The 12871-nt window shown below is 61.6% G+C and carries 11 protein-coding genes; 3 read left to right on the forward strand and 8 right to left on the reverse strand.

The features are described 5' to 3' along the window. Nucleotides 1–43 precede the first annotated feature (43 nt). From BN1139_RS01660 to BN1139_RS20700, 3 genes are all read left to right on the forward strand, one after another. Nucleotides 44–4927: an alpha-2-macroglobulin family protein gene (locus tag BN1139_RS01660; protein ID WP_005353035.1), complete on the forward strand. Its 4884-nt coding sequence runs from the start codon at nucleotides 44–46 to the stop codon at nucleotides 4925–4927. A gap of 52 nt (nucleotides 4928–4979) precedes the next feature. Then, the gene (pbpC, locus tag BN1139_RS01665; protein ID WP_005353033.1) at nucleotides 4980–7325 is read left to right on the forward strand and encodes a penicillin-binding protein 1C; all 2346 of its coding nucleotides are present in this window, start codon (nucleotides 4980–4982) and stop codon (nucleotides 7323–7325) included. A gap of 122 nt (nucleotides 7326–7447) precedes the next feature. Beyond that, entirely contained in the window at nucleotides 7448–7696 is a 249-nt protein-coding gene (locus BN1139_RS20700; RefSeq protein ID WP_005333987.1) for a hypothetical protein, read from the forward strand. A gap of 55 nt (nucleotides 7697–7751) precedes the next feature. Here the strand turns inward: BN1139_RS20700 and BN1139_RS01670 are convergent, their stop codons facing one another. The 8 genes from BN1139_RS01670 to BN1139_RS01710 all read right to left on the reverse strand — a co-directional run bounded on the left by BN1139_RS01670 (nucleotide 7752) and on the right by BN1139_RS01710 (nucleotide 12755). Next, nucleotides 7752–8690, reverse strand: coding sequence for a hypothetical protein (locus BN1139_RS01670; RefSeq protein WP_041980056.1), 939 nt, complete (start codon nucleotides 8688–8690; stop codon nucleotides 7752–7754). Nucleotides 8691–8741: 51 nt separating this feature from the next. Further along, nucleotides 8742–10016: a site-specific integrase gene (locus tag BN1139_RS01675; RefSeq protein WP_041979935.1), complete on the reverse strand. Its 1275-nt coding sequence runs from the start codon at nucleotides 10014–10016 to the stop codon at nucleotides 8742–8744. Nucleotides 10017–10158: 142 nt separating this feature from the next. Then, nucleotides 10159–10566, reverse strand: a complete 408-nt coding sequence (locus BN1139_RS20705) for a hypothetical protein (protein ID WP_041979939.1) — start codon at nucleotides 10564–10566, stop codon at nucleotides 10159–10161. Between the two features lie 68 nt (nucleotides 10567–10634). Beyond that, entirely contained in the window at nucleotides 10635–11384 is a 750-nt protein-coding gene (locus BN1139_RS01690) for a hypothetical protein (RefSeq protein WP_041979941.1), read from the reverse strand. An 11-nt stretch (nucleotides 11385–11395) separates the two neighbouring features. After that, a complete protein-coding gene (locus BN1139_RS01695) occupies nucleotides 11396–11584 on the reverse strand; it encodes a hypothetical protein (protein ID WP_041979943.1) in 189 nt (62 codons plus the stop codon). Beyond that, a complete protein-coding gene (locus BN1139_RS01700; RefSeq protein WP_143231911.1) occupies nucleotides 11584–11823 on the reverse strand; it encodes a hypothetical protein in 240 nt (79 codons plus the stop codon). The genes BN1139_RS01695 and BN1139_RS01700 overlap by 1 nt, the downstream gene beginning before the upstream one ends. Nucleotides 11824–11941: 118 nt before the next feature. Next, a complete protein-coding gene (locus BN1139_RS01705; RefSeq protein ID WP_041979946.1) occupies nucleotides 11942–12538 on the reverse strand; it encodes a hypothetical protein in 597 nt (198 codons plus the stop codon). 4 nt (nucleotides 12539–12542) lie between these two features. After that, nucleotides 12543–12755 carry a hypothetical protein gene (locus tag BN1139_RS01710; RefSeq protein ID WP_041979948.1) on the reverse strand — a complete coding sequence of 71 codons (213 nt, stop codon included), beginning with the start codon at nucleotides 12753–12755 and terminating at the stop codon, nucleotides 12543–12545. Nucleotides 12756–12871: the final 116 nt, after the last annotated feature.

Genomic DNA, 12871 nt, shown 5'->3' on the forward strand with positions numbered 1-12871 from the left:
CAGCCACGCTGCGTTTGCAGCGCTCCAACTCGGGATGGAACCTATGCGCCTCTTCGACTCTCCCTCTGCTTCTCACCGCTCTACCGCCGGAACCGGCGCTCTGCGCCGCCGCTGCTCGGCCCTGCTGCTTTGCGGGGTGGTCGGTTTGATGTCTGGTTGCGGCCCTGACAAGCCCGCCAGCCAAGTACCGACCACAGAATCTACAGCGCTGCAGGAGGCCGGGGCGCCAACTTCTGTAGTGCAGGCCAATGCCCGCCAATATCGCGATGCGCCGGCACTGGCGCTGGTCTTCTCCGGCCCCCTGGCGCCGAAGGCAAACTGGCAGAGCTGGCTCGGGGTCAGTGAGGGGGGCAAGCAGGTGCAGGGGGAGTGGATCCTCGCCGACGATGGTCGCACCCTCTATTTCCCGAACGTTCAGCCCGATAAAAGCTATGAAGTGAGCCTCAAAGCGGGGCTGGGCCCATCCCCCCAGAGCTGGACCCTCAAGACCCGCCCGCTGGAGGCGGGGGCCTCCTTTACCGCCAGTGGCATGGTATTGCCGCTGCGTCAGGAACTTCGCTTGCCCATCAGCGCGGTCAATGTGGACGAGGTCAATATCGACTTCTTTCGGGTCGATGCGGAATATCTGCCCCGTTTTCTGGCGGAATATCGCCCCGGTGCCGGCATGGGTAACTGGGAGCTTGAGCAGATCACCAAGCGGGCCAAGCGGGTATTCAGTGGCCGCTATGCGCTGGAGCTCGATGCCAACCGGCGCGAGACCCGCCTCATCAATGTGAAGGAGCCGCAGCTGGCGGAGGCTGGCGTCTACTTTGCAGTGATGTCGCCCCTTGGCAATTACGACTGGCGCAAGGAGACCACCTATTTCGCGGTGAGCGACATGGGGGTCAGTGCCCGCCGTTACCGCGATCAGCTGGAGGTGTTCGTGAGCTCCCTGGCCAGCGCCGACCCGCTCAAGGATGTGCAGCTCTCCCTGCTCGACGAGAAAGGCAACCGGCTGCAGGTGCAAACCACCGATCCGCAGGGCCATCGCCGCTTCGATCAGGTGCAGGGTGCTCGCTTGCTGCTGGCCGAGCAGGGCAACCATCTGGCGGTGCTGCGCCTCGATGGGGCTGCGCTCGATCTCTCCACCTTCGATCTCGGCACCCAGCCCTGGCAGGCCCAGCAGTTGTATCTCTTTAGCGGGCGCGACCTTTATCGCCCCGGCGAGCGGCTCGACAGCGAGATCCTGCTCAAGGGCCAAGATGGCCAGCTGTTGCCGGGCATGGTGGTGGAGCTGGAGGTGAAACAGCCGGATGGTCAGCTGCTCGAACAAAAGCGGCTGCTGCCGGACAATTTGGGCGCGGCCCACTACGGTCTGCGTTTGCCGGATGATGCGCCGCTCGGGCGCTGGACCATCAACCTCAAGACCGCCGCTGGCAGCCGCTTTGAGTGGCCCTTTTTGGTGGAGGAGTTCTTGCCGGAGCGGCTCAAACTGCAGCTTGGCAAGGGGCCGGATGGTGAAGTGACGGATCTGGACGCCTCCCTCACCCTGCCGCTGCAAGGGGACTATCTCTATGGCGCCCCTGCGAGCGCCACCAAGGCCAAGGCGGAGGTAAAAATCAGCCGCGCTACCATGCCTTTCACCCAGTGGCAGGAGTTCACTCTGGGTGACGTGCTGCTCACCGAGCAGGCCAAGGAGCTCGAGGCGCGCAGTCTCACCCTAGATGCGCAGGGGCAGGGGACTTTTTCGCTTGCTGATGAGCTCGACGGGGTGCGTGCCCTCGGGCCGCTGGAGGTGGCCTATCGGGTATCGCTCTCCGAACCCGGTGGCCGCGCCGTCAATCGCAGCCGCACCCAGTATGGCTGGCCCGCAGGCAGTCAGTGGCCGGCGCTCAAGGCCGACTTCGTGGCCGATCGTGTGGAAGGGGGCAAGCCGCTCCCCTTCCAGATCCTCAACCTCGATGAGCAAGGCCAACCGGTGGCGGGGGCGGTGAAGGTGCGCCTTATCAACGAGTACCGCGACTACTACTGGCACTACGCCGATGGGGAGGGGTGGAAGTACGAGTTCAACAGCCAGCCTTATCTGGAGCAGGAGCAGACCCTGCAGCTGGATGGCAAGGGGCCGACCCCGCTCACGCTGCAACTGGCGGCGGGCTGGTATCGGTTGGAGGTTGAGAACAGTCAGGGCCATCAATCCAGCCTGCGGGTTGAGATTGGCAGTTACGCCTGGGGCGGCGGTGGCGAGCAGGCGCGGCCTGACAAGATTGCCATCACCCTCGACAAGCGCGCCTATCAGGCGGGCGACAAGGCCAAAGTGACGCTGGTGGCCCCGCGCCCCGGCAAGGGGTTGTTGCTGGTGGAAGATGGCGACGGCCTGCGCTGGTGGCAGCGTATCGAGCTCAAGGGGGCCGGTGGCGATGCCAAGGATGCCCGCGGCGAGTTCGATATCCCGGTCAGGCCCGAGTGGCAGCGCCATGACTTGCATATCTCGGCCCAGATCGCCGCGCCAGACAGCGCCTCCAAACCGGTCAGCAGCCAGCAGGGGCAGAGCCTGCGCTCGGTCGGACTGGTGCCGCTCACCCTAGACCGGGAAGCGCGCCGTCTGCCACTCACCCTGAGCGCGCCTGATAAAGCGGTGCCGCTTACCCGGCTGGAAGTGACCGCCACCTCCACCCCCAATAGCCAAGGCCGTGTGGTGCTGGCGGCGGTGGATCGGGGCGTGCTCAATATCAGCGATTACCAGCCCCTCGACCCGTTCGAGATCTTCTTTGGTCGCAAGCGCTTCGCCCAAGATTTGTTCGACAACTACGGCCAGGTGATCCCGCCGCAGGATGGCAAGCTGGCCCGCCTCAACTATGGGGGCGATCGGGCGCCGCTGAAAAAGGGTGGCGCGCTGGAGAGCCGGGTCGAGATAGCTGCACTCTGGAGCGGCGAGGTGAGTTTTGACCAGCAGGGTAAAGCGGTGATCCCGCTCGACTTGCCCAACTTCAACGGCGAACTGGCGCTGATGGCGCTGGCCTGGAACGAACAGCAAGTGGGTGAGGCCGAGCGCGCCGTCAAGGTGGTGGCGCCCTTGGTGGCCGAGATCGGCTGGCCGCGCTTTGGCGCCAGAGGCGATGAGACCCGGGCATTGGTGCAGTTGCGCAACATGAGCGGCGAAGATCAGACCCTCTCCCTTGTCTGGACCCTCAATGGTGGGCTCAAGGCAAACGGCGAGCTACCCCGCACCCTGGCCCTTAAAAATGGCGAGGAGCAGTGGCTGACCCTGCCGCTCACCGTGACCGGGGCAAGCGGCGTGGCAAGCCTGCAGTTGGCGGCCAGCGGCAAGGATTTTGCCATCAGCCGCGACTGGACTTTGCCGCTGCGCTCCCCCTGGCCGGCCGAGACTCGCCAGCGCTACCAGATGCTGGCTCCCGGCCAGCAGATGAGCTTTGCGCCAGCTGAGCTGACCGGGCTGGATCGCGCCAACCTGCAGGGGCTGCTCAGCCTCTCCGGCACCCCCCCTTGGGATCCGGCAGCCCAGTGGCAGGCGCTGGCCGACTACCCCTACGCCTGTCTGGAGCAGACCCTGTCCCGTGCCTGGCCTTACTTGCTGACCACGGCGGATGAGCGGGCCGCCTGGAGCAAACCCGCAGAGGGCAAGAAAGCGGCGAGTGAGGCGGATGTGCAACGCGCCCTGCTGCAACGGCTGCAGCGGTTGCAACTGCCAAGCGGTGGCTTTGGCCTGTGGGATGGCCGCTCCGACGAGGAGCAGTGGCTCACCGCCTATGCCGCCGACTACCTGCTGGCGCGCAAGGAGGCGGGTGACGCCGTGCCGGAGGCGATGCTCAATCAGGCGCTGAACCGGCTGCAAAGCTATCTCACCGACAGCCAGTACGGCGAGCGTTGGAGCAGTGCCCCCGAGCACAGCCGGCTGGCCTATCAGGCTTACAGCGCCTATGTGCTGGCCCGGGTAGGCAAGGCACCGCTCGCTACCCTGCGTCTTATCTGGGAGCAGCAGGCCGATCACGCCCGCTCCGGTTTGCCGCTCTTGCACCTCTCGCTGGCCCTCTCGGCCATGGGGGATGAGCAGAACGCCGCCAAGGCCCTCAGCCGGGCATTGGCGACCGAGCGTGGTGATGAATATCTGGGTGATTACGGCTCACCGCTGCGCGATGAAGCTCTTGAGTTCTCCTTGCTGCGCCAGCACAAGCTGGCTGTGGAGCGCTGGCCGGCCCTCAGTGCCAAGGTGGCAGATACCCTGGCTCACCGTCAGTGGCTCAGCACTCAGGAGCGGCTCGCCCTGCTGCGACTCGCCCGCTTCGATCCGGCCGCAGACTGGCAGGCCAAGGTAACTTCCTCTCTTGGCAGTGGATCCCTGAGCGGTTCGGCTCCGCTGCAGCAGGGCGCCCCCGAGGCGCTGGCGGCGAGCTCCGTCACCAACGAGGGCAGGGGGGCCCTCTATGTGCAGCGTACTCTGGTAGGTTACCCAGAACAGGCACCGGCACGGATCAGCAAGGGGATGAGCGTGACCCGCAGCTGGTTCAACAGCGACGGTCAGCCGTTTGATCCCGCCAAGGTGAAGGTCGGCGATCTGGTGGTGGTGCGGCTCAACGTCAGCAGTGAGTCGGCGGTGCCCGATGCCCTGCTGGTGGAGATGGTGCCCGCCGGCTTCGAGCTGGAGAACCCGGCCCTTGGCAACAGCATCAAGCTCGAAGAGCTCTCCATCGAGGGGAAACCGGCGTGGCAGAGTGAGTGGAACGACTATCTCAAGCATCAGGAGTTTCGCGATGACCGCTACACGGCAGCGCTGGATCTGAGCGAGGGGAGCAACCAGCAACTGGTCTACCTGATGCGTGCAGTGACGCCGGGTCGCTATCAGGTGCCGCCGACCCAGGTGGAGGATATGTACCGGCCCGAGCTGCGGGCAGTGGGTGAGGATATCCACGAGGTGCGTATCTCTGAGTAACAAACCCACCCTTGAGCGGGTTCGCCCGCTCACTTTCTGGCAGCGCGGCTGGTTGAAATTGGGTCGCTGTGGCCACGCTGGCTGGCGCTGGCTTGGCGGTCTGCCGCGCTGGCTGCGTTTCTCGGTGCTGGGAGTTGTAGCACTGCTGCTGTCATTGCTGGCGCTGGATCGGATTTTCCCGCCGCCGCCACTCGACCCCGCCTATGCGCGGGTGGTGCTCGACATGAAAGGGCGACCGCTGCGCGCCTTTGCCGATACCAGCGGCGTGTGGCGCTACCCCGTGACCCTGGAGCAGGTCTCCCCCCGCTATATCGAGGCGTTGCTGGGTTACGAGGATCGCTACTTCTGGCGTCATCCCGGGGTCAATCCGGTGGCCATGGTGCGCGGGGTCTGGCAGTGGCTGCGCTATGGGCGGGCTGTGTCGGGCGGCTCGACCCTCACCATGCAGGTGGCGCGCCTTATCGAGCCCTACCACAGGAGCGTGCCCGGCAAACTGCGTCAGATGGCCCGTGCGCTGCAACTGGAGTGGCACTACGACAAGCGCACCCTGCTCACCGTCTACCTCAACCGGGCGCCCTTTGGCGGCAACCTGGAGGGGGTGCAGGCGGCAAGTTTTGCCTATCTCGGCAAGAGCGCGGCCAAGCTGACCTATGCCGAGGCGGCGCTGTTGGCGGTGCTGCCGCAGGCTCCCAGCCGCAATCGGCCGGACCGCCACCCCGAGCGGGCCCGCGCCGCCCGTGACAAGGTGATGCAGCGGCTGGTAGCGCAAGGCGTCTGGCCCGAACAGGTGTGGCTGGAGGGGCGTATCGAGCCGGTGCTGGCTCGCGGCCACTTCACGCCGATGGAGGCGCCGCTGTTTGCCCGCCTTGCCGCTGACAATCAGGCTGGGGCGCTGGTGCACACCACCATTGATGGCGATCTGCAGCGCTGGCTGGAGGGACGGGTGGCGAGCTACATTCGCCGTTTCCCCGAGCAGACCTCAGCAGCGTTGCTCTTGGTAGACAACAAAACCATGGCGGTGCGCGCCTATGTGGGTAGCGCCGAGTATGGCAATTTGCGCCGCCACGGTTATCTCGACATGGTGCAGGCAATCCGCTCTCCCGGCTCCACCCTCAAGCCCTTTATCTACGGTCTGGCGATGGATGAAGGGTTGGTGCACTCGGCCTCCCTGCTCTCCGATGCGCCGAGGCTGGGGTCTGATTATCGCCCCGCCAACTTTTCCGGCGCCTTTCAGGGGCCGGTGACCCTGGCCCAGGCGCTGCAGCAATCCCTCAATGTACCGGCGGTGCAGGTGCTGGAGGCGCTTGGGCCGGACAAACTGGTCAGCCGCCTCGACAACGCCGGGGTGCGGCTGGCGCTCTCCGACAAACCCAATCCGGCCATCGCGCTGGGAGCGGCGGGCATTCGGCTTGAGCAACTGGTGGCGCTCTACAGCTCGCTGACCCGGCAGGGGCAGGTGGCTATGCCGGTCTGGCTGGCGGGGCAGCAGGCGGTGTCGCGTCCCTTGCTGAGCCCTGGCGCGGCCTGGATCATCTGGCAAATATTGAGCGCGCAGGGACGGGCTGATCAGCCCTTTGCCAGCGAGGCAACCGGCCGGGTCAATCGACTGGCCTGGAAGACCGGCACCAGCTATGGCTATCGCGACAGCTGGGCGATGGGGGTCTCCGGTCGCTGGACTATTGGCGTCTGGCTGGGGCGCCCCGACGGTACCCCCATGCCCGGTTTTTACGGCCAGAGCGCGGCGGTGCCGCTGCTGCTCTCGGTCTACTCGCGGCTCTCGGACAACAGCCCTCTGCCGGCACAGCCCAACACGGTGAGCGAGGCTGAGGTCTGCTGGCCGCTGGGGCGCAAGGCCAGCGCGACCTTGCCAGAGGCCTGTTTGCAGCGCCAGAGCGCCTGGTTGCTGGAAGGGCGTGATCCCCCCACCTTGCCGGATCCCATGGACTGGCCCTCGCCGCTGCGCCAGGTTGCACTCACTGCCGAAGGCAAGCCGACGCTGACCTGTTGCCACGATGCGGCAAAATCCGGTTTTCGGGCCCTGTGGCCTTTGTCGTTGGAACCTTGGCGGTCCCCCGGCGAGCGGCGGCAGGCGCTGCTCGCCAGCGGTTGTGCAGGGGAGGGGCAGAGCGCCGAGCTGCAGGCCCCCATTCGCATCGTGGCGCTGGGGGAGGGCAACCTTATCCGCAGTCAGCGTTACCGGTTGCAACCCAAAGTGCTGGGCGGTGTTGGCAAGCCAGCTTGGTTTCTCAACGGTCAGCGGCTGCGCTGGGACGGGGATCAGGTGTTGAGCGTGGCGGGGCGCTATCAGCTGGTGGTGGTGGATGAAGCAGGCAACAGCGATCGCATCGAGTTTCGCGTGGTGCATCCTGACGGTGATGCCGGCACCATCACCCGTTGAGCGTTTTGCCGACAGTCATTGAGGCGAATGTAATTAACCATTTGAAATGCATCAATATTTGATTGGGTGAATTAACTTGTGAATAATTACGAATTCATTCAAATCCAATCGGGAGTTCTCTTTTGCTGCGTGTTCTGTGTCCCTTGCTGGTGCTGATGAGTTCGGGCTGTGCCACTACCAATCATGGTGATCACCATGTTTCTCCTGAACGTACCGGGTTCTATTCACCTTTCGAACCCGTTTCCGAGAGTTTTGTACGTTGTTATCAGAAACAGTTTGCCTGTACCCCTGCCAATATCCGCCGTGACAGGGCGATGGAGGCGCGCAGGCAGGCGCAAGAGCAGGCCAATCATCGTGGTGATGATTGGTAGGCCGCAGATAACGAGAGGGGTTGGCAAATGCCAACCCCTTTTTCATTCCGCCCATTCAGCCCGGTTGGCGCAGATGGCCGAGCCGGGTGAAGAAGTGCTGGCTCTTGCGCTGGTGAAAGTGGCTCTTCTTGATGGGATGGAAGATGAGGTGGCTTTCGGGATGGCTTGCTTTTAACTGGTGGAGCATGGCTACGGCGGGCAGGCTGGTGCTGACCAGGGTGGTGAGTGGCATGCTGAGGGTCTCGGGCCCGAGCAGTTGATTGAGCCCTTGCTGAGCCTGCTCAAAGCGGGTCAGGGCCGCCGGGTCGGCATAGCCGCTACCCAGCATGGTGAGCAGGTTGTCGAGGGCCAGATGAAATTCGGCCAACTGCTGGCGAAAGCCGCTGCGCCCGCGCAGGGCAATCAGCTCTGCAAACGGAATGTCGGCCAGGTGAGTAGGCACTTGCAACGGGATCTCGAGGAGGAAGCAATCCTGACCGCCGCGATTGTGGTAGCGGGATTCGAGCAGATGGAGCAGGCGGTCGAGATAGTCGTGATCGGTAATAAGCGCCCCGTCATTGGCGAGTGCCCACTCACGGGCAAGGCGCATGGAGATCAGGTTGGCAAAGCGTCGCGCCATTCTGATCCCCCCCTCATCCCGGGTCGCAAAGCTGTGAGTAAGGCAAAAGCCGTGCAGCCGCTCCAGCCCCACCTGATCCGGGCAGAAGCAGTCGTGGTTGGCCTCCTGACGCCAGCGACCAATCAGCTCCTTGTTGCCAAACACCTTGTGGCGGACGAAATCGGGGGCCACCAGGCCGCTTATCTGGCTCTCCAGTTGCGGGGTAATGGCGGCAAAGAAGGCGGCATCGGGCCGCTCGGCCAGCAGATCGGTCTGCTGTTGAAGGGTATCGAGCAGGGCGGTGAGACCGCTCTTTTCGCTGACGGTGAAGACGAAGGCGAGCCGCTCCAGATAGAGCAGGGCAAATTTGAGCCAGAGCTCGTCGCGTACCTCCATGCCGGGGTAGTAGATGTAAGTTTTTACCACTTTAAAAACAATGCCTTATAGTTATTCGCCATTTTCTTGGGGCGTGGTTGGGGCAAAATGGCCTTTTGACGTCATCAGTTCCCAGATCCGTGCAGCCTCCGATTTGCTGGCTGACGCGATCCACTTCCCGTAAACGGACTGAAGCATTTCAAGATCTGCGTGACCCATCTGGTCGGCGATATAAGCGAGGTTTCCGTGCGATGTCAAATTCCAGCTGGCGAAAGTATGCCGCAGTTGGTAAAGACGGCGATAGCGGATCCCGGATCGCTCGACCACTCGAACCCACATGGTCACAAATCCAGACTGGGTGAACCAGTCTCCCGAGTTGTGCTCAAACGTCGAGGTCAGTTTTGGCGAGAACACCGGACGAACGGAGATGGTTTCCTTGCCGACCTCCTGGTCAACGCTGATCACTACCGGCTTTCTCGAGTAAGTGAGTTCACGCTGACCTGATAGCGCCTCTATTACCGGGGGCTGCATGTCCACCACTCTGACCAAGCCGGTCTTTGGTAGCTTGAAGTAGTCACCACCCGGGCCGACGCTGCGCCTTACCGTGATCGTCCGCTTTTCGAAGTCGATATCTTCCCACGCCAGAGCGCGAAGCTCACCGGGGCGCAGGCCGGTATAAACGGATACGGTGATCATGCGCTGGTGCTGAACGTGGGTGCAGGCATCCAGTGCCAGCAGGTACTCAGAATATTCGAGCGGGTCGGCAGGTGATCCGTTGCTGGAGGATACCAGCTTGAATCCAGCCAACATCTTGCTGGCATCTTTCATGATATCGTTTCGCTCGCACCAGAGCAGAAACTGGCAGAAGCGTTTCAGATAGGTGTTCACCGTGGCAGGCCGCAGTTGCGCCATCAGTTCGTTGCGCAGCCGCTCGAGATCCTTTGGCTTCAAGCTGGCCATATCCCTCTCAGGGCCGAGAATAGCAAGACAGGACTTGAACCCGCAGGGGTAAATCTTTCTGGTGGTCGGCTTGAGAGTTGGCTCCAGCAGTTTCCAGAACTCGGCGCAGGCACTCCCCAGTTGATGGCGCTTTCTTACCGGGCCGAACTTTTCCGCCGTTCCGCTGTTTGGAAAATGGGAGGCGTAGTTGAAGGTGTTGATGGCGATCTCATGCTTTATTGTGGCCAGCTTGTTGGCGGCGAATTTCACGTTCGCTTTTGTGATGGGGAGGTCCAAGACCTCCCGGCACCTGACGCCTTTATAGGTGAAGTTGATGCGCAGTTTTTTGCCATGAACTTCCAATCCTGTGACGCCAGCCACTAGATCATCATGCTTGACTCTACCCACTTGTCATACTCCGCAACGTTGTAACGAATCTGGTTGTCAGGGGCGCGGCGCCACACCAGGCCCTCTGGCCACTCTCCTTTCAGGCGGCGCCCTTCGGCTGCCTTCTCTGACATGCCGGTTAGGGCAGCGAAAAGCTTTGGCCTTACCCACTTGGCACAGGGGTAGACAAATTGCTGCATGGTTTGGTCCTCGCGGTTAAAAGAGACTCGAGCCGGTGACGCCCGAGCTGGTTGTAGTAAAAGGTTTGAACTTGCTTACGGGAGTTGGCAGCCTGGTCAAGGCGGTATTCCCCCAGTTCGGTGGTTTTCAGGTTGTGCTGGTTGGCCAGCCTGCCGATGGCTTGGGCACTCACCCCCAGCTCCTTACCCAGATCGGTTGCACTCCAGAGTTGGCCTGTTACCCGCGGCGCTTCGATAGGCAGGTCGAAGTGCGCCAGGATGCGGCCGATCTCGGCGAGCTTGGCCGATTGGGAAAGGGTTGGGGAGAGTACGGTATTAACCAGATCGTCCAGCAGTTGGCTGCTCTGGTCGATGAGTTGTAGTTGTTGCATGGCGTGGCCCTCCTGTCCTTGAGGATGGGGCGCCAATTGGGTTGAAGGAAGGGCCGCTATTTGTCCGTTTAAATTTCCATGGCAAGTTGGATGGACACTCGGTCAAATTCAGGGTCATATACCAGCCTAGATGCTGAGTTCACAGCCTCGATTCTCTCCACAAGGATCGCAGCTCTGGTCTCTTTACTCTGTGGTTGATACGTCCCTTTCCATGCGCTATCTAGGCCGATATTCCGCGCCACATTGGTGCTGTCTGCGCTTGAAAAAGGAAGATGCTTAAATACCGCCTGGTTAAGGCCGCGAAGCATATGAAGCTTTGCCATTGGATACCCGTTTGCATCAACAACATGACGGATCACATCCTTGAGGCGCTGAACGCATTTCTTTGGGTACTTGATGTCGTACTCGCCGCAGCTCCCAATAGCTACTCGTGGATAATGTCTGCACAGCCTGATAAATCTGTCGTCACTTTCGTTCATGTGCCATACCGGGACACCAACAACCTTTCCATGTGGCCACGCGGCCAGCAACTCATCATTACCCTTTTCTCCGCCATCAATAACATCCGGGATGATGGCGAAATCAAAGCGCGGGTGATGGCGCCACTTCTCAACAAACTCATAGTAACCAGCCCAATCTATTGGTCGGCCAGTTTTCCAGAATGTGAACGCGCCATTATCTAGTGCAAACGACTGTGTTATTTCGGAGGCCAGAGCCAACTGGCCATGGTTAGCGTAACTGATAAATGCGTGACGCCCTTTCCATGCCTTTATTGCGCATGTATCAGGAGTTATTGGCCCTCCATGATAGTGGATCATTACCCCTCCAGTTAACTATCCATAACCTGCTGCTTCGGTTCGATTGTTACCACCCCAAGATCGCACTCGAACTGGATGGGCTGGCCGTGGTCTGCCGCGACCCAGCACATCACCCGACTCATGCAGCCGAGAGCCTCCTCGGTACCGAGCTCCGCCATAGCGGCGGCGATCTGCTCGGCGAACTCCTTGTTGTCAGCCATTAGCTACCCTCCCACTCCGGCAACTTGTCGAACTGGTCTTGGGTTAGCATCACGGTTTCAACCTGGTGCGGCCCGTCGATGTTCTCGAGTACGCCATCCCGCTCATCAGCCGGCACGATAAAGCTGGCGCCATCGAACTTGATGCAGGCGAACTCCAGTTGCTTGAAGTCCTCACACTTCGGCGCGTGGGTGCTTGGCTGGAAGCGCCCGCCATGCATTTCGGATAGGTCGCGCGCCATTGTCTGGCAGTTGCACATACTCACCCCTTCACAAACAGGTCGGCCGCCACGATGACGGCCAGAATGTTAATGGCCAGGATTGCGATCCCGGCCGCCTTTTGTTTGGTCATTACAGCTCCTATGGGCAGCAGCTCGGCGAGCCGCCGCAGTAGTGGCTATTCGGGTCGAACTCGGCAACGTCGCAGTAGATGGGGGTAAGTCGTTCGCAGCAGATGCACTTGCCAACCCAACCTTCGCCATATTGAAACTGGATATACCAGCCATCCTTTAGCTGTGCGATCCGGGCTTTTCTGCATGCCTCTTTGGCTGCCTTGACCCGCTCCTGCATGGCGTACAGTTTGGCGTGCTTGATGATCCAGATCCCGGTCATCTTGGCCTTTAACAGCGGATAGCCGCAGTGCGTGCCTTCTGAGTCGGTCTCTTCGCCAAAAGCCCAGATCAGGACTTCTCGCGCGACATAAAGGACAGAGTGCCAGTCTTCACCTTCACCCCAGTAGTCAAGCCCGCCGCCGATGCTGGGCATGTGGTTCACGCGAACCCGCACTTGCCGGTTCTCGCGTTCCTGCTTGCTGGTTAGCGGGGCATTGTCGAGATTGTTGTGGCGATAGTGTGGCCGGTACAGCTCCAGCTCCTTATCAATCCAGACTTCGCCGATCAGGTTGCCAAGGATGGCGTGGAGCTTCTTGCTCAGCTTCTTCTCGATACGTGGTTTCATGTGGCTATTTCACATCCTTCATGCTGATCGAGATCCCGACGTAGGGGCACTGGGCGCGGTACACATCGCGGCCGTGCTCGCGCTCGATGCTCTTGCAGCGAAAGCCTGTGCGGGACTCGGTGGAAATAGGAAGGCCAGCTGGTTGGCTGGCCTGTAGTTTGGCTATCTGGTGCAGGGCGCGCTCGAGAGCCGCCTGCTTGTTGGGGTCAGTCAGCATCGCCACCCCCGATAACCGATAAAGCCGGGCTCCATGACGCGCCGGAACGGCAGCACCGGGAGGTGGGCTATCAGGGTCTTGAGCTGGGGGTTATCTGGCTGGCTGTCGATGGTGAC

Source organism: Aeromonas veronii bv. veronii, assembly GCF_000820225.1.
In the GTDB taxonomy this organism is placed as follows: Bacteria; Pseudomonadota; Gammaproteobacteria; order Enterobacterales; family Aeromonadaceae; genus Aeromonas; species Aeromonas veronii.

Excerpts from the sequence above, each read along its gene's own strand:
- BN1139_RS01660 (WP_005353035.1), top strand. The coding sequence starts at position 44 with ATGCGCCTCTTCGACTCTCCCTCTGCTTCTCACCGCTCTACCGCCGGA.
- BN1139_RS01670 (WP_041980056.1), bottom strand. The coding sequence starts at position 8,690 with ATGGAGGTACGCGACGAGCTCTGGCTCAAATTTGCCCTGCTCTATCTG.
- BN1139_RS20705 (WP_041979939.1), bottom strand. The coding sequence starts at position 10,566 with ATGCAACAACTACAACTCATCGACCAGAGCAGCCAACTGCTGGACGAT.
- BN1139_RS01690 (WP_041979941.1), bottom strand. The coding sequence starts at position 11,384 with ATGATCCACTATCATGGAGGGCCAATAACTCCTGATACATGCGCAATA.
- BN1139_RS01695 (WP_041979943.1), bottom strand. The coding sequence starts at position 11,584 with ATGGCTGACAACAAGGAGTTCGCCGAGCAGATCGCCGCCGCTATGGCG.
- BN1139_RS01700 (WP_143231911.1), bottom strand. The coding sequence starts at position 11,823 with ATGGCGCGCGACCTATCCGAAATGCATGGCGGGCGCTTCCAGCCAAGC.
- BN1139_RS01705 (WP_041979946.1), bottom strand. The coding sequence starts at position 12,538 with ATGAAACCACGTATCGAGAAGAAGCTGAGCAAGAAGCTCCACGCCATC.
- BN1139_RS01710 (WP_041979948.1), bottom strand. The coding sequence starts at position 12,755 with ATGCTGACTGACCCCAACAAGCAGGCGGCTCTCGAGCGCGCCCTGCAC.